Origin of the sequence: Variovorax cryoconiti (genome assembly GCF_051216395.1) — a bacterium.
Classification (GTDB): domain Bacteria; phylum Pseudomonadota; class Gammaproteobacteria; order Burkholderiales; family Burkholderiaceae_C; genus Variovorax.
Genome location: NZ_JBPJZI010000003.1, coordinates 471,301 through 489,938, shown reverse-complemented (window position 1 = coordinate 489,938; position 18,638 = coordinate 471,301). Strand labels below are relative to the sequence as shown.

The following is an 18,638-nucleotide window of genomic DNA, read 5'->3' as shown; positions in this document are numbered from 1 at the left end:
CGCGGCACAGGGCTCAGGCGGTGGATGGCTTCGAATCGTCGGTGTGAGCGAGCGCTACCTGCGGTTCGCCGGCCAGCGCGAATGATAACGAGACTTGCGCGCCGGCCACAGTCCCATCGACGATGCGGTTCGAAAGCTCGATGCGCGCACCGTGTTCGTCGGCGATCTTCTTGACCACCGCGAGGCCCAGGCCGGTGCCCTTGCTCTTGGTGGTGACATAGGGCTCGAAGGCGCGCTTGAGGATGTTCTCGGCGAAGCCGGGGCCGCTGTCCTGCACGGTCAGGCGCACGCGCCGGCCTGAATCCCCCAGGCGCGTACGCACCACGACCTCGCCGTTGTGCCCCTGGGCGGCGTTGGCCTCCGCGGCGTCCTGCGCGTTCTGCAGCAGGTTGTGGATCACCTGGCGGATCTGCTGCGCATCGCCGCGGATCGGCGGGCAACGCGGGTCGAGCTCGCAGTGCAGCGCGTTCGGGGCGTTCTCGTGGCCGTAGAGCTGGAGCACGTCGGTCACCAGCCCGTTCAGGTCGACCGGCTTGAGGTCGGCCGCCGGCAGGCGGGCGTAGTCGCGGAATTCGTTGACCAGCCGCTTCATCGCGTCGACCTGGTCGACGATGGTCTTGACCGACTTGGTGAGGATGGCCTGCTCGGGCGGCGGCACCTTGCCCGAGAGCTTCATCTCCAGGCGCTCGGCAGACAGCTGAATCGGCGTGAGGGGGTTCTTGATCTCGTGGGCCAGTCGGCGCGCGACCTCGCCCCAGGCCTGCGCGCGCTGCGCCGAGACGATCTCGGAGATGTCGTCGAACACCAGCAGCCGCGCGGCACCCGGCAGCTCGGCACCGCGCGCGACGATGCTGATCGCATCCTGCGACATGCCCGAATTGCCGGCATGCAGCTCGAACGCGTGCTGCCAGTGGTCGAGGCCGTGCTGGGCCCGCTCGACCTCGAAGTCGTCGAACTGCTGCTGCACGCTGTGCGCGAAGGTGGCCAGTCCGGGCACGTCGGCGAAGGGCTGGCCTTCGTAGGCCGCCAGGGGCGCCCGCAGCACCCGCGTAGCACCCGGGTTGGTCGACAGCACGCGGCCGGTCTCGTCGAGCACGATCACGCCCGAGGTCAGGTTGTCGAGAATGGTCTGCAGGTTGCCCCGCGCGGCATCGAGCTCGCCCACGGTCTTCTCGACGGCGGCGCGCGCATCGGACAGCTGCTGCGTCATGACGGCGAACGAGCGCGTCAGGCCGCCGAGTTCGTCCTTGCCCTGCAGCACGGCGGTCGGGCGCAGATCGCCGGCGGCCACCTGGCGCACGCCGTCGGCCAGCACGAGCAGCGGGCGGGCCAGCCCGTTGCCGAACAGCACGGCGAGCAGCACCGCGCCGAACACCGCGAGGAACAGGCACAGCGTGAGCGTGCCGATGTACATGCGGCGCAGCCCGTCGCGCGCGAGCGAGCGTTCCTGGTACTCGCGGTTGGCTTCCTGCACCGCCAAGGCGTTGGCCACCACCGCGGGCGGCAACGGCAGCACCACCTGAAGGAAGCGCGGCTCGGTGTTGAACTCGAAACCGGGGCGCTGCACCAGCGCCAAGGCCCGCACCGACGCGGGCGGCTGTGTGCCCTGCGCTGCCGGTGTTTCGTCGAGGCCCTCGATGTGCGCCACCGCCCGGTCGGCCCGCGCCTGCCGGAACTGCTGGGGCGTCGGCCGCTCGGGGTTGAGCTGGAAGCGTGATGCACCGGCGCCGGCGATCAACTGGCCGGCGCCGGTCCAGAGCACCACGTCGGTGGCGCCGAGCTGGTCGCGGATGCGTTCGAGCACCAGGCCAGCGCTGGTGTCGGGCACGTCGGCCAACTGGTTGCTGGCCCCGCGGGTCTTGCTCATCAGGTCGGCCGAGAGCGAGTCGAGCGTCGCGCGGCCCAGGTTGAGGCCGGCGTCGAGCGCGCCTTCGACCTTGACGTCGAACCAGCTCTCGATCGAACGCGACACGAACTGGTACGACACGAAGTACACCAGCACGCCTGGCACCACGCCCACCAGCGCGAAGATCATCGCGAGCTTGATCAGCAACCGGCTGCCGAACTTGCCCTGCCGCAGCCGCCGCAGCAGCCGGAAGATCACCCAGGCGAGCACCAGCGACAGCAGCACGGCCACGACGACGTTGATGCCGAAGAGCCGCGCGTAGTTCTCTTCGTACAGCGTGCGGTTGTTGGTCGACAGCGCGAGCAGGAACATCAGCACCAGGCCGACGGCGGTGACCAGCGCGGCGATCACGCCGACCGCCCAGCGAATCGCCTTCGCACGTCGCGCAGCCTGCGCGGCCGGGGCACTGCGCAGCTCGGTGCTCACCGCGGCTTCTCCACGGCCAGGCGCACGCTGCGCTCGGTGGCGATGTCCCACTCGGACTGGCCGACCATGCCGATCTGGAAGGGGCGCGGCAGCTGCGTGGTGTCGAGCCGGAAGCGGAAGACGACCGGGTGCTGGCCGTCTTCGCCGATCTCCGCCACATCGCCCAGGCGCAGCCGCCCGATGCGCTTGACCGCATCCAATGCCTCCTCGAGGCTGTCGAAGTTCTGGTTCAGCGACACGCCGAAGCCGGCGTTGCCGGTGATGGGCACCGGCGCCACGTTGAGCCGCCAGCGGCGGGTCAGCGGCTGGTAGGCCAGGCGCATGTAGCGGCTGACCTGGGCCACCTTGCGGTCGGTCCAGTACCAACGCTCGCGGTAGAGCTCGGCCTCGGCGACGAAATGCAGGGCGATGCCCTTGTCGAGCACGTCCTCGACCAGGGTCGGCAGCTCGAACTGGACGGTGGCGCTGAGGTAGACGCCGTCATCGCCGTTTTCAAGGCGCATCTGGGTGACGGAGGCACCACGCGACTGCGCCGCCACGAGCCCGACCAGGCCCAACCAGAGCACGAGGCCAAGGAGCAGGAGCGCCATCCAGGTCGACGACGCGCCGCCGCCCCCCCCGCCGCGACGCGGGTCAGCGTGCGTGCTTTTCAAGCAAGGCGTAGAAGAAACCGTCGTGATCACCCAGGTCATTGTCTGGGACGCCACGGGCATTCCCCCCGTTTTGGGGGAGCAAATGGCCGGGCGACGGCTGGATTCGGGCGTCGGTGTTGTGCGCAAGGAACGCATCGATCTGGTGCACACCTTCTTCCCGGAACACCGAGCATGTGCAATAGAGCAATCGACCGCCCGGCTTCAGCAGGGGCCAAAGCGCCGCGAGCAGCATCGCCTGCTGGAGCGCCAGCTGTGCCGTATCGCTTTCGCGGCGCAGCCAGCGCACGTCGGGATGGCGGCGGACGATGCCGGAGGCGGTGCACGGCGCGTCGAGCAGGATGGCGTCGAAGCGCTCGCCGTCCCACCACTCGGCCGGCCGGCCCGCATCGGCCACGACCACCCGCGCCTCGAGGCCCAGGCGGGCCAGCGTCTCGCCGATGCGGCGGCTGCGCTGGGCGTCGACTTCCAGGGCGACCACTTCGATCGGCATGTCGCCGGCGTGTTCGAGCAGATGCGCCGTCTTGCCGCCCGGGGCGGCGCAGGCGTCGAGCACCCGCAGCGGCGCGCCGGAGGCCGGCGCGGCGAGGCCTTCGAGCAGCAAAGGCGCCGCGAGCTGGGCGGCCGCGTCCTGCACCGACACATCGCCATCGGCGAAGCCCGGGAGCTGCTGCACCGGCCGCGCCTGATGCAGCTGCACGCCGTCGGCGCCCACCGCATGCCCGTCGAGCCCGACGCGCTTCAAGGCGAGGAGGTAGTCGGCGACGGAACCCTTGCGGCGGTTGACCCGCAGCGTCATGGGCGCCTGCTGGTTGTCGGCGGCCAGCACGCGCTGCCATTCGCGCGGGTGGTCGCGCCGCAGGCGCTCGATCCACCAGCGTGGATGGTTCCACTGCGCGACCGGCTCCTTCTCGGTGGCCGCGACCAGCTCGTCGCGCTCCCGCAGGAAGCGGCGCAGGCAGGCGTTGATGAAGCTGGCCTGCGCCCGCGTGACAGGGTTGCGCTTGGCCGCCTCGACGGCCTGGTCGACCAGCGTGAAGGGCTCGTAGGGTGAGGACTCGGCCTCCCAGGCGAGCGCCAGGGCCGTGCACAGCAGCGCGTCGGCCGGCGGCGGCGGCGTGCGCTTGGCCAGATGGCGGCGCAGCGCTTCCGCACGGCCGAGGCGGCGCAGCACCTGGAAGCCGAGCGACTGCACGCCCGGCCGCATCGCCGGTTCGATGGCGTCGAAAGCGACGGTGCCGGACGTGCCGGCGCGGATCGCAGCCAACGCCTGGGCGGTGAGCTGCAACTGGCGCCAGAGCGGCGGCGAGAGGGAGGATTCGGAGAGGTCTGACAAGCGATGGATGGTAACAACGGCGTCCGTGGACGCCGCGGGGTGAAGGGAGCCGAGGGTTGGCCGGGGCGTCAGGTCAGTTCGGCCGCCCGTCTCAGTTGCATCACCCATGCCACCAGCACGGCCGGGATCTGACCGACCGCCGCGTTGTACTGGCGGACCGCCTGGTTGAACTGGCCGCGGGCGATCTCGGCGGCCGCCGAAGGCTCTGGCCACGCGATCGCGCCGGCGCCGGGAGCGGGCGAGGCGTCGATCACGACACCGCCCAGCGGGACCGGCCTGGACAGCATGCCGTCGGCGTCGAAGCTGACGACCTCGTCCGGGAAGAGCCGCTGCCAGGCGGCCAGCATGACGTGCAGCGCCGTGGCCAGCGCGGCCATGCGCTCGGGGTCGAGCGGGCGCTGCCGTGTCGCGCCCAGCAGCGTGGTCAGCTGCAGGGCGGTGGCGTGCAGTTGCACGATCGGGCCGCGACCGAAGACGGCGTCGTCGGCGGCCAGCGCGCGCGCCTGGACAAACTCCAGCTGGCGCGCCAGGGCGGCGTCGAGCGTGACGTAGGCCTGTAGCGCGGCCGAGCGCAGACGCACCAGCCGGTTGTAGGCACCCACGAACCAGAAAAGAAGCACGGCCGCGGCGATCCACCACGGCAGCTCCGGCGGGAGACGGTCCATCACGGCGCGTCCACCTGCCACACCCCGGGGCGCCGCATGCGCGCCGCCGGGAGCAGAACCATAAAAACGCCCCCGGGCCGCGAACGGACAGGGGGCGTCTGGGGGCCGGTCATGGCCTGCGGATCAGCGACCGGTTACTCGGTCGCAGCACCTTCGCTGGCATCGACCGTGCTCGTATCGTCCGAGCCGCTGCCGGCCAGTTCGGCGGCTTCGGACTCGGCGATGGCGCGGCGCTCGGCGTCGTCCATCTGTTCCTTGGCGCGGCGTGCCTGGTGGTAGGCCATGCCGGTGCCGGCCGGGATCAGACGACCCACGATCACGTTTTCCTTCAGGCCGCGCAGCTCGTCGCGCTTGCCCATGATCGCGGCTTCGGTCAGCACGCGCGTCGTTTCCTGGAAGGACGCCGCGGAGATGAACGAATCGGTCGAGAGCGATGCCTTCGTGATACCGAGCAGCAGGTTGGTGAACGTCGCGGGGATCTTGTCAGCGGCGCGCAGGGCGTCGTTGGTGTTGAGCATTTCGCTGCGTTCGACCTGTTCGCCGGAGATGTAGTTCGTGTCGCCGATGTTGTCGACCACGACGCGGCGCAGCATCTGGCGAACGATCACCTCGATGTGCTTGTCGTTGATCTTCACACCCTGCAGGCGGTACACGTCCTGCACTTCGTCCACGATGTAGCGCGCCAGTTCTTCCGAACCCAGCAGGCGCAGGATGTCCTGCGGGTCCGCCGGGCCGTCGACCACGGACTCGCCCTTGTTCACCACCTGGCCTTCGTGCACCAGGATGTTCTTTTCCTTCGGCACGAGCTCTTCGTAGATGCCGCCTTCCGGATCGGTGATCTGCAGACGCAGCTTGCCCTTGGTCTCCTTGCCGAACGACACGGTACCGGTCATCTCGGCCAGCATGCCCTTGTCCTTCGGCGAGCGGGCTTCGAAGAGTTCGGCCACACGCGGCAGACCGCCGGTGATGTCGCGCGTCTTCTGGCCTTCGACCGGAATGCGCGCCAGCACTTCGCCGGGGCCCACGTCCTGGCCGTCGCGGATCTGCACCAGCGAGCCGATCGGGAAGCCGATCGTCACCGAGTGATCGGTGCCGGGGATCTTCACCTCGGCGCCGGAGGCGTCGATCAGCTTGACTTGCGGACGCACGACCTTGGCAGCGCCGCGGCGCTTCGGGTCGATCACGACCAGCGTCGACAGGCCGGTGACTTCGTCCACCTGCTTGGCGACCGTGAGGCCTTCTTCGACGTTTTCGAACTGCGTCTTGCCGGCGAATTCCGTGATGATGGGGCGCGTCAGCGGGTCCCAGTTGGCAAGGATGAAGCCGGCCTTGACCTGCTGGTCGGCCTTCACTGCCAGGATGGCGCCGTACGGCACCTTGTGGCGTTCGCGCTCGCGACCATGCTCGTCGTGGATGATGATTTCACCCGAACGCGAGATCACGACCAGCTCGTTCTTGCTGTTCGTCACGTAGCGCATCGTGGCGTTGAAACCGATCGAACCGTTCGACTTGGCTTCCACGCTGGAGGCGATCGCCGCACGCGACGCCGCGCCACCGATGTGGAAGGTCCGCATCGTCAGCTGCGTGCCGGGTTCACCGATCGACTGCGCGGCGATCACACCGACCGCTTCGCCGATGTTGATCAGGCCACCGCGGCCCAGGTCGCGGCCGTAGCAGGTCGCGCAGATGCCGAAGCGCGTTTCGCACGTGAGCGCGGTACGCACCTTGACTTCGTCGACGCCCTGGGCTTCCAGCGCTTCGATGTTGTCTTCGTCGAACATCTCGCCGGCGTTGAGCAGCACGGCTTGCGTTTCGGGGTGCAGCACGTCGTCGGCAGCGGAACGGCCGAGGATACGGTCGCGCAGCGATTCGATGGTTTCACCGCCTTCGACGATGGCGCGCATCACGTAGCCGCCGTGCGTGCCGCAGTCCTGCTCGATCACGACCAAATCCTGCGTCACGTCGACCAGACGACGCGTCAGGTAACCCGAGTTCGCGGTCTTCAGCGCGGTGTCGGCCAGACCCTTACGGGCACCGTGGGTGGAGATGAAGTACTCCAGCACGTTCAGACCTTCGCGGAAGTTCGCGGTGATGGGCGTCTCGATGATCGAGCCGTCGGGCTTGGCCATCAGGCCCCGCATGCCGGCGACCTGACGGATCTGCGCGGCGGAACCGCGTGCACCCGAGTCGGCCATCATGTAGATGGAGTTGAAGGACTCCTGCTCGACGTCCTTGCCGTGGCGATCGATGACGCGCTCCTTGGAGAGCTTGGCCATCATGACCTTCGACACTTCGTCGCCGGCCTTGCCCCAGATGTCCACCACCTTGTTGTAGCGCTCGCCGGAGGTCACGAGACCGGAGACGTACTGCTGTTCGATCTCCTTCACTTCCTTGGCGGAGCGCTCGATGATGCCGTGCTTCTCGGCGGGCACCAGCATGTCGTCGATGGCGATCGAGATACCGGCCTTCGTCGCGAGACGGAAACCGTTCTGCAGCAGCTTGTCGGCGAACACCACGGTCTCTTTCAGACCGCACTTGCGGAACGAGACGTTGATGAGCTTGGAGATTTCCTTCTTCTTCAACGCCTTGTTGATGTTCGAGAACGGCAGGCCCTTCGGCAGGATCTCGGACAGCAGCGCACGGCCCACGGTCGTGTCCACCAGCGCGGTCGACGGCGTGAATTCGCCGGTTTCCTTGTCCTTGGTGTACTCCGTGATGCGCACGGCAACCTTGGCGGTCAGCTCGACTTCGTTGGCGTCGAGTGCGCGCTGGACTTCACCGATGTCGGAGAAGATCAGGCCCTCGCCCTTGCCGTTGATGCGGTCGCGGGTCGTGTAGTACAGACCCAGCACCACGTCCTGCGACGGCACGATCGACGGTTCGCCCGACGCCGGGAACAGCACGTTGTTGGAGGCCAGCATCAGCGTGCGGGCTTCCATCTGCGCTTCCACCGACAGCGGCACGTGGACGGCCATCTGGTCGCCGTCGAAGTCGGCGTTGAAGGCCGCGCAAACGAGCGGGTGCAGTTGGATCGCCTTGCCTTCGATCAGGATGGGTTCGAAGGCCTGGATGCCCAGACGGTGCAGCGTAGGCGCACGGTTGAGCATCACCGGGTGTTCCTTGATGACCTCTTCCAGGATGTCCCAGACCACCGGCGTGCCGGATTCGACTTCCTTCTTGGCGGCCTTGATCGTCGTCGCGATGCCCATGGCTTCGAGGCGCGAGAAGATGAAAGGCTTGAACAGCTCGAGCGCCATCAGCTTGGGCAGACCGCACTGGTGCAGCTTGAGCGTCGGGCCCACCACGATGACCGAACGGCCCGAGTAGTCGACGCGCTTGCCCAGCAAGTTCTGACGGAAACGACCGCCCTTGCCCTTGATCATGTCGGCCAGCGACTTCAGCGCGCGCTTGTTGGCGCCCGTCATGGCCTTGCCGCGACGGCCGTTGTCCAGCAGCGAGTCGACCGCTTCCTGCAGCATCCGCTTTTCGTTGCGCGCGATGATTTCCGGGGCCTTCAGCTCCAGCAGGCGACGCAGACGCGAATTGCGGTTGATGACGCGGCGATACAGGTCGTTCAGGTCGGAGGTCGCGAAGCGGCCGCCGTCCAGCGGCACCAGCGGACGCAGGTCCGGCGGCAGCACAGGCAGCACTTCGAGCACCATCCACTGGGGCTTGATGCCCGACTTGCGGAAGGCCTCGAGCACCTTGAGGCGCTTGGAGTTCTTCTTGACCTTGACTTCGGAACCGGTCAGGTCGCCGCGCAGGCGTTCGATCTCGCTGTCGAGCTCGATGCCTTCCAGCAGGTCCTTGATGCCTTCGGCGCCCATCTTCGCGACGAACTCGTCGCCGAATTCCTTGCGCTTCGTGTCGTAGTCGTCCTCGGACATGATGCTGAACTTCTTCAGCGGGGTCATGCCGGGGTCGGTCACCACGTAGGCTTCGAAGTACAGCACGCGTTCGATGTCGCGCAGCGTCATGTCGAGCACCAGGCCCAGACGCGACGGCAGCGACTTCAGGAACCAGATGTGGGCGCAGGGCGCGGCCAGGTCGATGTGACCCATGCGCTCGCGACGCACCTTGGTCTGCGTGACTTCAACGCCGCACTTCTCGCAGATGACACCGCGGTGCTTGAGGCGCTTGTACTTGCCGCACAGGCATTCGTAGTCCTTGATGGGCCCGAAGATCTTGGCGCAGAACAGGCCGTCGCGTTCGGGCTTGAAGGTGCGGTAGTTGATCGTCTCGGGCTTCTTCACCTCGCCGAAAGACCACGAACGGATCTTCTCGGGCGAAGCCATGCGGATGCTGATGGCATCGAAATGCTCATCCGGCGTGAATTGCTTGAACAGGTCGAGTAATGACTTCATGGGACTCTTTCCTTGTCTTGCTTATGAACGTTCGAGTTCGATGTCCAGGCCCAGGGAACGGATTTCCTTGACCAGCACATTGAACGATTCCGGCATGCCGGCTTCGATGGAGTGTTCGCCCTTGACGATGCTCTCGTACACCTTGGTACGGCCTTGCACGTCGTCGGACTTCACCGTCAGCATTTCCTGCAGGACGTAGGCGGCGCCGTAGGCCTCGAGCGCCCACACTTCCATTTCGCCGAAACGCTGGCCGCCGAACTGGGCCTTGCCGCCCAGCGGTTGCTGCGTGACCAGCGAGTACGGGCCGGTCGAGCGGGCGTGCATCTTGTCGTCCACCAAGTGGTGCAGCTTCAAGAAGTGCATGTAGCCCACCGTGACCGGGCGCTCGAACTGGTCGCCCGTGCGGCCGTCGTACAGGTAGGCCTGCGTGCGCGTGTCGGTCAGGCCCTTGAGCTTGGCGATCTCTTCCGGGTAGGCGAGCTGCAGCATGCCGCGGATTTCTTCTTCCGTGGCGCCGTCGAACACCGGCGTCGCGAAGGTCACGCCGTTCGACAGGTTGCTGGCCATCTCGACCACTTCACCGTCGCTCAGCTTGCCGAGGTCTTCCTTGCGGCCCGAGCCGTTGTAGAGCTTGTCGAGGAAGGCGCGGAGTTCCGCGATCTTCGCTTCGGCCTGCAGCATGTCGCCGATGCGCTGGCCGATGCCCTTGCCGGCCCAGCCCAGATGCACTTCCAGCACCTGGCCCACGTTCATCCGCGAAGGCACGCCCAGCGGGTTCAGGCAGATGTCGCACGGCGTGCCGTCGGCCATGTGGGGCATGTCTTCGACCGGAACGATCTTGGACACCACACCCTTGTTGCCGTGACGGCCGGCCATCTTGTCGCCCGGTTGCAGGCGGCGCTTGACGGCCAGGTAGACCTTGACCATCTTGAGCACGCCCGCGGGCAGCTCGTCGCCCTGCGTGAGCTTCTTGCGCTTTTCTTCGAACGCGAGGTCGAAGCTGTGGCGCGTCTGCTCGAGCGAGTTCTTGATCGATTCGAGCTGCGAAGCCACTTCGTCGTCCGCCGGGCGGATGTCGAACCAGTGGAACTTCTCGATCGACGACAGGTAGGCCTTGTCGAGCTTGGTGCCCTTGGCCAGCTTGTTCGGGCCGCCGTTGGCCGCCTTGCCGGTCAGGAGCTTCTCGATCCGGTCGAACGCGTCGGCTTCGACGATGCGCAGCTGGTCGTTCAGGTCGAGGCGGAAGCGCTTGAGCTCGTCGTCGATGATCTGCTGGGCGCGCTTGTCGCGCGTGATGCCTTCGCGGGTGAACACCTGCACGTCGATCACGGTGCCTTGCGAGCCCTGGTCGACACGCAGCGAGGTGTCCTTCACGTCGGAAGCCTTCTCGCCGAAGATGGCGCGCAGCAGCTTCTCTTCAGGCGTCAGCGTGGTCTCGCCCTTCGGCGTGACCTTGCCCACCAGCGTGTCGCCCGGCTGCACTTCGGCGCCGACATAGATGATGCCGGACTCGTCGAGGCGGTTGAGCTGCTGCTCGGCCAGGTTCGGGATGTCGCGCGTGATTTCTTCGGCACCCAGTTTGGTGTCGCGGGCCATCACCACCAGTTCCTCGATGTGGATCGAGGTGTAGCGGTCTTCGGCGACGACGCGTTCGGAGATCAGGATCGAGTCTTCGAAGTTGTAGCCGTTCCACGGCATGAAGCCGATCAGCATGTTCTGGCCGAGGGCCAGTTCGCCGAGGTCGGTGGACGCACCGTCGGCCACCACGTCGCCCTTGGCGATCTTGTCGCCGCGCTTGACGATCGGGCGCTGGTGGATGTTGGTGTTCTGGTTCGAACGCTGATACTTGATCAGGTTGTAGATGTCCACACCGACTTCACCGGCTGCCGCTTCGGCGTCGTTCACGCGCACCACGACGCGGGTCGCATCGACGTAGTCGACGATACCGCCGCGGGTCGCGGTCACCACGGTGCCCGAGTCGACCGCGGAGACGCGCTCGATGCCGGTACCGACGAAGGGCTTCTCGGGGCGCAGCACCGGCACAGCCTGACGCTGCATGTTGGCGCCCATCAGCGCGCGGTTCGCATCGTCGTGCTCCAGGAAGGGCACGAGCGACGCCGCCACCGACACGATCTGCGCGGGCGACACGTCCATGTACTGGACGCGTTCGGCACCCACCAGGATCGACTCGCCGGCTTCACGGGCGGACACCAGGTCGCCGGTCAGCTTGCCGTCCTTGTCCAGGGCCGCATTGGCCTGGGCGATGACGTACTTGCCTTCTTCGATGGCCGACAGGTAGTCGATGTCCATCGTGACCTTGCTGTCGACCACGCGGCGGTACGGCGTCTCGATGAAGCCGTACTCGTTCAGGCGGGCGTACAGGGCCAGCGAGTTGATCAGGCCGATGTTCGGGCCTTCGGGCGTTTCGATCGGGCAGACGCGGCCGTAATGGGTCACGTGCACGTCGCGCACTTCGAAGCCGGCACGTTCACGCGTCAGACCGCCCGGGCCAAGGGCCGACACGCGGCGCTTGTGGGTGATTTCGGACAGCGGGTTCGTCTGGTCCATGAACTGCGACAGCTGCGACGCACCGAAGAATTCCTTCAGCGCGGCCGAGATCGGCTTGCTGTTGATCAGGTCGTGCGGCATCAGCGGCTCTTGCTCGGCCTGACCCAGACGTTCCTTCACGGCCTTCTCGATACGGGCCAGGCCGGTGCGGTACTGGTTCTCGGCCAGTTCGCCGACGCAACGCACGCGGCGGTTGCCCAGGTGGTCGATGTCGTCGACTTCGCCGTTGCCGTTGCGCAGGTCGACCAGGATCTTGACGACATGCAGGATGTCTTCATTGGTCAGCACCATCGGGCCGGTCGATTCGTCGCGGCCGACCTTGGCGTTGAACTTCATGCGGCCCACGCGCGACAGGTCGTACGTGTCCGGGTTGTAGAACAGGCGCTGGAACAGGGCCTGCACCGCGTCTTCCGTCGGCGGCTCGCCGGGACGCATCATGCGGTAGATGGCCACGCGCGCAGCGAACTCGTCGACCGTTTCGTCGATGCGCAGCGTCTGCGAGATGTACGCGCCCTGGTCCAGTTCGTTCGTGTAGATGACCTGGATGTCCTGCACGCCGGCCGTGCGCAGCTTCTTCAGCAGCGCTTCGGTCAGCTCGTCGTTGGCCTTGGCCAGGATTTCGCCGGAGTCGGCGTCGACGATGTTGCGGGCCACCACGCGACCGACCAGGAAGTCTTCCGGCACGCTGATGTGCGTGGTGTTCGACTGCTCGAGTTCGCGGGTGTGGCGCGCGGTGACGCGCTTGTCCTTGGCGACCACGACCTTGCCGGCCTTGTCGGTGATGTCAAAACGGGCGACCTCACCGCGCAGGCGTTCGGCGACGAACTCCATCTGCGCACCGCTGTCCATCAGGCGGAAGTTGTCGTTCACGAAGAAGTTCGCGAGGATCGATTCCGGGTTCAGGCCGATCGCCTTCAAGAGGATCGTGACCGGCATCTTGCGGCGACGGTCCACGCGGAAGTACAGCATGTCCTTCGGGTCGAACTCGAAGTCGAGCCACGAGCCACGGTAAGGGATCACGCGGGCCGAGAACAACAGCTTGCCCGAGCTGTGCGTCTTGCCCTTGTCGTGTTCGAAGAACACGCCCGGCGAACGGTGGAGCTGCGACACGATGACGCGCTCGGTGCCGTTGATGATGAAGGAGCCCTTCTCGGTCATGAGCGGCACTTCGCCCATGTAGACCTCTTGCTCCTTCACTTCCTTGACCACCTTCGACTGCGAGGTCGACGACTCGCGGTCATAGATGATGAGCTGGACCTTGGCGCGCACGGCCGACGCGAAGGTCAGGCCACGGGTCTGGCATTCGCGCACGTCGAACGCCGGCTTCGCCAGGTTGTACTCGAGGAACTTCATCTCGACAAAACCGTTGTGCGAGACGATGGGGAAGGCGGCAGTGAACGCGGCTTGCAGCCCGTCGATGGTGCGCTTCGTCGGCGCGATGCCCGCTTGCAGGAACGCGGTGTACGCGTCTTTCTGCATCTGCAGCAGGTAAGGGATTTCAACGACGCTGTCGCGGCTACCGAAATTCTTTCGGATGCGCTTGCGTTCGGTGTAACTGTACGTGGACGTTTGGGCCATGAGAGCTCCGGTGCTTGAGATCTTGCGCGACTTGTCAACAGCGCTTTCGCGCCACTGCTTGGCGGCTGGCCACTACCAGCCGTTGGCGGACAGTGATGCGTTGCACATCACCCGAACCAAGGGGTCTTCTGCAGTCGGGGTCAGAAGACACTCAAAAGCCGCGTCGCGACGTCGGCTTATGGGTGCGCTCTGAAAGCGGCAAAGGCTGGAGGGCTCTTTCGAGCACCTCCAGCCCTTCAGGGAGACTGAATTACTTCAGTTCCACCTTGGCGCCGGCATCTTCCAGCTTCTTCTTGGCAGCTTCAGCGTCAGCCTTCGACAGGCCTTCCTTGACGGCCTTGGGAGCGGCTTCCACCAGGTCCTTGGCTTCCTTGAGGCCCAGGCCGGTGATTTCGCGCACGGCCTTGATCGCCGACACCTTGTTCGCGCCAGCTTCCATCAGCATGACGTTGAACTCGGTCTGCTCTTCGGCCACAGCGGCGGCAGCGCCACCGCCAGCGCCGGCGGGTGCCGACATTGCAGCGGCGCTCACGCCGAACTTCTCTTCGATGGCCTTGACCAGGTCGTTGAGTTCCAGGACCGTCATGCTGTCCAGCGCGGTCAAAAATGCGTCTTTATCGAATGCCATTTTGGTTTCCTAACAATTGGGTTGAATTTCTCGAACGCAAGGCTTTAAGCCGCTTGCGCTTCGGCCGGAGCCTCGGCCGGTGCTTCGCCACCACCACGCTTCTCGGCCAGCGCCGCGAGAACGCGGGCGGTGCGGGAAATGGGGGATTGCATCAAGCCCAGCAATTGCGCCAGCAGCACTTCCTTCGAAGGGATGTTGGCCAGTTGCTTCACGCCATTGACGTCCAGGGCCTTGCCACCGAATGCACCGCCGCGAATCACCAACTTGTCGTTGGTCTTCGCGAAATCGGCCACCACTTTCGCGGCGGCCACGGCGTCTTCGGAGAAGCCATAGATCAGCGGACCGGTCATCTGGTCGCCGACGATCTCAAATGCGCTTCCGGCGACAGCACGGCGTGCCAGCGTGTTCTTCAACACGCTGAGCGTCACGCCCTGGCTGCGCGCGGTATTGCGCAATTTGGTCATGTCAGCCACCGTGATACCACGGTATTCCGCCATCACGAGCGTTTGAGCTTTTGCGGCGAGGCTGGTCACATCACTGATGACCGCTTCTTTCTCACTGCGATTCAGACTCAAGGTCTACTCCTTTTAATGCGTCCTTCGGCCGAGGCCTCGAGACGCGCTACATGCAGCGACCAACTGTTTCGGAAACGGATTCCTTGCAGCGGGATCGCCATCTGCGCTGGTGAGTCCCCGAGGGAATTCGATTAAGTGCAGCGAACTGCACGCCAGCGGTCTTGGATGGCCCAGCGCGCCCGTCATCCGAAGACGACGCCGCGCTGGCCCACCACATCGCCACGCCCCGAGAGGCACGGCAAATTCTTCAGGTCAGCTCTGTGCGATCGACTGGGTGTCGACGCGCACGCCCAGGCCCATCGTCGACGACACGGCCACCTTGCGCAGGTACACACCCTTGCTGGTCGCGGGCTTGGCCTTGACCAGCGCGTCGATCAGCGCCGCCAGGTTGCCCTGCAGCTTGTCGGTGTCGAACGAGCGACGGCCGATCGTGCCGTGCACGATGCCGGCCTTGTCGACACGGAACTGCACCTGACCGGCCTTGGCGTTCTTCACGGCCGTGGCGACGTCCGGGGTGACGGTGCCGACCTTCGGGTTGGGCATCAGGCCGCGCGGACCGAGGATCTGACCCAGCGTACCGACGACGCGCATGGCATCGGGGGCGGCGATCACGACGTCGAACGGCATGTCGCCGGCCTTCACCATGGCAGCCAGGTCGTCCATGCCGACGATGTCGGCACCGGCCGCCTTGGCTTCTTCCGCCTTGGCGCCCTGGGCGAACACGGCGACGCGCTTGGTCTTGCCGGTGCCGTTGGGCAGCACGACGGCGCCACGCACGACCTGGTCCGACTTCTTCGCGTCGATGCCCAGCTGCACGGCCACGTCGATGGATTCATCGAACTTGGCGGTGGCGGCTTCTTTCACGAGGCCGATCGCATCGACCAGCGCGTACAGCTTGTTGCTGTCGACCTTGCCGACCGAGGCTTTTTGCTTCTTGGTGATCTTGGACATTTACACGCCCTCCACAGTCACGCCCATCGAGCGGGCAGTGCCGGCGATGGTGCGAACGGCCGCGTCCAGATCGGCAGCGGTCAAATCCTTCATCTTGGTCTTGGCGATCTCTTCGAGCTGTGCGCGCGTGATCTTGCCGACCTTGGCGGATTGCGGCGTGGCCGAACCCTTGTCGATCTTGATGGCCTTTTTGATCAGGATGCCGGCGGGCGGCGTCTTGATGACGAAGGTGAAGCTCTTGTCCGCGAACGCGGTGATGACCACCGGCAGCGGCAGACCCGGCTCGACGCCTTGGGTCTGGGCGTTGAACGCCTTGCAGAACTCCATGATGTTCAAACCACGCTGGCCCAGTGCGGGACCGATGGGTGGTGACGGGTTGGCCTTACCAGCTGGCACTTGCAGCTTGATGAAGCCGACGATTTTTTTCGCCATGCTTTGCTCCTTGCGGGTGATATCGCCTCGGCACTCGGCCGCGGCTCCCCGGGGTTGACGACTCTAGGGTGACGTTTCCTGCCGAGTCGGGAGGCAGGAAACCGGGAGGGCAGCACCGAAGCGTTCGGTGCCGCCCGCTGAATCAGGTCTTTTCGACTTCGGCGAAGCCCAGTTCGACCGGTGTGGCGCGTCCGAAAATCATCACGGACACACGAACCTTGTTCTTGTCGTAGTTCACTTCTTCCACGGTGCCGTTGAAGTCGGTGAACGGGCCTTCCTTGACGCGCACGAACTCGCCGACGGTGAACTCGACCTTGTGGCGCGGCTTCTCGGTGCCCTGCTGCATCTGGCTGACGATGTCCTCGACCTCTTTCTGCGAGATCGGGGCGGGGCGATTCTTCGCGCCGCCGACGAAGCCCGTCACCTTGTTGGTGTGCTTCACCAGGTGCCAGCTCTCGTCGTCCATGATCATCTCGACCAGGACGTAGCCGGGAAAGAAACGACGTTCGGTGGTACGTTTCTGACCATTCTTGATCTCGACGACCTCTTCGGTCGGGACCATGATGCGGCCGAACTTGTCTTGCATCGCCGCGCGGTTGATGCGCTCGGTGATGTTGCGCTCGACAGCCTTTTCCATGCCGGAATAGGCATGGACGACATACCAGCGGAAATCCGGGTTGGTCGGAGCGGCCAGCAACGAGGTGCTTTCCGGCGTGGCTTCCGGGGTGGTTTCGACAGCGTCAGTCATTTATTTTCTCCAGCCCAGAATGAGGTCGAAGAACACCCACTCGAGGGTCTTGTCGGTGGCCCACAGAAAAATCGACATGATCGCCACGAAAGCGAACACGTACGCCGTCATCTGCATGGCCTCCTTGCGGGTGGGCCAGACGACCTTCTTGACTTCGCGCCAGGCGTCGCGACCGAAGGCCCACAGCTGCCGCCCGCTTTCGGAACTCGCAAAGGCACCCACAGCTGCCGCCAGACCCACGAGCAGCGCGGCCCACTGCACCAGCGCACCCTGGCGCGACAGCAGATAGAAGGCCACGACCGCGCCCACGGCCAGAACGACCGCTGCAGCCAGTTTGGCTTTGTCGGCGCCGGTGCTCACGGTTTCGATTTGAGAGGTGGCCATTTCGGCTGATTTCCTGCGGCCTTGCGGCCTTCGATTCAAAGTGTCTCTTGAGACGGCGAAGCCCATCGGGTCACGATGGGCTTTTCTAGCGTCGCCATCGGGTCAAACGATGGTCTTTTCAGGAGTGCCACCTAAGTGGCAGGGGCAGTAGGAATCGAACCTACAACCTTCGGTTTTGGAGACCGACGCTCTGCCAATTGAGCTATACCCCTGTGCAATCCTTTAGATGTCGAGGATCTTGGCCACGACGCCCGAACCCACGGTACGGCCGCCTTCGCGGATGGCGAAGCGCAGGCCTTCTTCCATGGCGATCGGGTTGATCAGCTTCACGGTGATGCTCACGTTGTCGCCAGGCATGACCATTTCCTTGTCCGCAGGCAGCTCGATCGCGCCGGTCACGTCCGTCGTGCGGAAGTAGAACTGCGGGCGGTAGTTGTTGAAGAACGGCGTGTGACGGCCGCCTTCGTCCTTGCTCAGCACATACACCTCGGCGGTGAAGTGCACGTGCGGCTTGATCGAACCGGGCTTGCACAGCACCTGGCCGCGCTCGACGTCTTCGCGCTTGGTGCCGCGCAGCAGCACGCCCACGTTGTCGCCAGCTTGACCTTGGTCCAGCAGCTTGCGGAACATTTCCACGCCGGTGCAGGTGGTCTTGACGGTCGGGCGGATGCCGACGATCTCGATTTCCTCGCCGACCTTGATGATGCCGCGCTCGACGGCACCGGTCACCACCGTGCCGCGACCCGAGATCGAGAACACGTCTTCCACCGGCATCAGGAACGCGCCGTCGATGGCACGCTCGGGCGTCGGGATGTAGGTGTCCAGCGCGTCGGCCAGCTTCATGATGGCTTGCTCACCCAGCGGACCCTTGTCGCCTTCCAGGGCGAGCTTGGCCGAGCCGTGGATGATGGGGGTGGCGTCGCCCGGGAATTCGTACTTGTCCAGCAGCTCGCGCACTTCCATTTCGACCAGCTCGAGCAGCTCGGCGTCGTCGACCATGTCGCACTTGTTCAGGAACACGATGATGTAGCCCACACCCACCTGGCGTGCCAGCAGGATGTGTTCACGGGTCTGGGGCATCGGGCCGTCGGCGGCCGAGCACACCAGGATGGCGCCGTCCATCTGGGCAGCGCCGGTGATCATGTTCTTCACATAGTCGGCGTGGCCGGGGCAGTCCACGTGCGCGTAGTGGCGGTTGGCCGTTTCGTACTCGACGTGCGCGGTGTTGATCGTGATGCCGCGGGCCTTTTCTTCAGGCGCCGCGTCGATCTGGTCGTACGCCTTGGCTTCGCCGCCAAACTTGGCCGACAGAACCGTTGCGATCGCCGCCGTCAGCGTGGTCTTGCCATGGTCGACGTGACCGATCGTGCCCACGTTCACGTGCGGCTTGGTGCGGGTGAATTTACCTTTTGCCATTTTCTCGACTC

At 65.3% G+C, this 18,638-nt stretch carries 13 protein-coding genes and 1 tRNA gene; all 14 read right to left on the bottom strand.

Going from position 1 to position 18,638, the window contains the following annotated elements; genetic code table 11:
- Positions 1-13 precede the first annotated feature (13 nt).
- The 14 genes from ACSFA2_RS11355 to tuf all read right to left on the bottom strand — a co-directional run bounded on the left by ACSFA2_RS11355 (position 14) and on the right by tuf (position 18,627).
- On the bottom strand, positions 14-2,332 hold the full coding sequence (locus ACSFA2_RS11355; RefSeq protein ID WP_435455424.1) for a sensor histidine kinase: 2,319 nt from the start codon (positions 2,330-2,332) through the stop codon (positions 14-16).
- A complete protein-coding gene (locus ACSFA2_RS11350) occupies positions 2,329-2,922 on the bottom strand; it encodes a DUF4390 domain-containing protein (RefSeq protein WP_435455423.1) in 594 nt (197 codons plus the stop codon). Before ACSFA2_RS11350 ends, ACSFA2_RS11355 begins: the two co-directional genes overlap by 4 nt.
- A 43-nt stretch (positions 2,923-2,965) precedes the next feature.
- The gene (gene rsmB / locus ACSFA2_RS11345) at positions 2,966-4,318 is read right to left on the bottom strand and encodes a 16S rRNA (cytosine(967)-C(5))-methyltransferase RsmB (protein WP_435455422.1); all 1,353 of its coding nucleotides are present in this window, start codon (positions 4,316-4,318) and stop codon (positions 2,966-2,968) included.
- 68 nt (positions 4,319-4,386) lie between these two features.
- Complete coding sequence (locus tag ACSFA2_RS11340) at positions 4,387-4,983, bottom strand: lema family protein (RefSeq protein ID WP_435455421.1); 597 nt, start codon at positions 4,981-4,983, stop codon at positions 4,387-4,389.
- Positions 4,984-5,117: 134 nt separating this feature from the next.
- Positions 5,118-9,347 carry a DNA-directed RNA polymerase subunit beta' gene (gene rpoC / locus ACSFA2_RS11335; protein WP_435455420.1) on the bottom strand — a complete coding sequence of 1,410 codons (4,230 nt, stop codon included), beginning with the start codon at positions 9,345-9,347 and terminating at the stop codon, positions 5,118-5,120.
- 21 nt (positions 9,348-9,368) lie between these two features.
- Positions 9,369-13,493, bottom strand: a complete 4,125-nt coding sequence (gene rpoB, locus ACSFA2_RS11330) for a DNA-directed RNA polymerase subunit beta (RefSeq protein WP_435455419.1) — start codon at positions 13,491-13,493, stop codon at positions 9,369-9,371.
- A 250-nt stretch (positions 13,494-13,743) separates the two neighbouring features.
- Positions 13,744-14,121, bottom strand: a complete 378-nt coding sequence (rplL, locus tag ACSFA2_RS11325; RefSeq protein WP_435455418.1) for a 50S ribosomal protein L7/L12 — start codon at positions 14,119-14,121, stop codon at positions 13,744-13,746.
- Between the two features lie 44 nt (positions 14,122-14,165).
- Positions 14,166-14,696 (bottom strand): 50S ribosomal protein L10, encoded by a 531-nt coding sequence (rplJ, locus tag ACSFA2_RS11320; protein WP_262076741.1) that lies wholly within the window; start codon positions 14,694-14,696, stop codon positions 14,166-14,168.
- A gap of 252 nt (positions 14,697-14,948) precedes the next feature.
- On the bottom strand, positions 14,949-15,647 hold the full coding sequence (rplA, locus tag ACSFA2_RS11315; protein WP_435455417.1) for a 50S ribosomal protein L1: 699 nt from the start codon (positions 15,645-15,647) through the stop codon (positions 14,949-14,951).
- Complete coding sequence (gene rplK, locus ACSFA2_RS11310; RefSeq protein WP_068631686.1) at positions 15,648-16,079, bottom strand: 50S ribosomal protein L11; 432 nt, start codon at positions 16,077-16,079, stop codon at positions 15,648-15,650.
- A gap of 142 nt (positions 16,080-16,221) precedes the next feature.
- Complete coding sequence (gene nusG / locus ACSFA2_RS11305; protein WP_435455416.1) at positions 16,222-16,827, bottom strand: transcription termination/antitermination protein NusG; 606 nt, start codon at positions 16,825-16,827, stop codon at positions 16,222-16,224.
- A complete protein-coding gene (gene secE, locus ACSFA2_RS11300; RefSeq protein WP_435455415.1) occupies positions 16,828-17,211 on the bottom strand; it encodes a preprotein translocase subunit SecE in 384 nt (127 codons plus the stop codon).
- A 136-nt stretch (positions 17,212-17,347) separates the two neighbouring features.
- Positions 17,348-17,423: transfer RNA gene (locus ACSFA2_RS11295), tRNA-Trp, on the bottom strand.
- Between the two features lie 10 nt (positions 17,424-17,433).
- Positions 17,434-18,627: an elongation factor Tu gene (gene tuf, locus ACSFA2_RS11290; RefSeq protein WP_435455414.1), complete on the bottom strand. Its 1,194-nt coding sequence runs from the start codon at positions 18,625-18,627 to the stop codon at positions 17,434-17,436.
- Between the last annotated feature and the right edge of the window lie 11 nt (positions 18,628-18,638).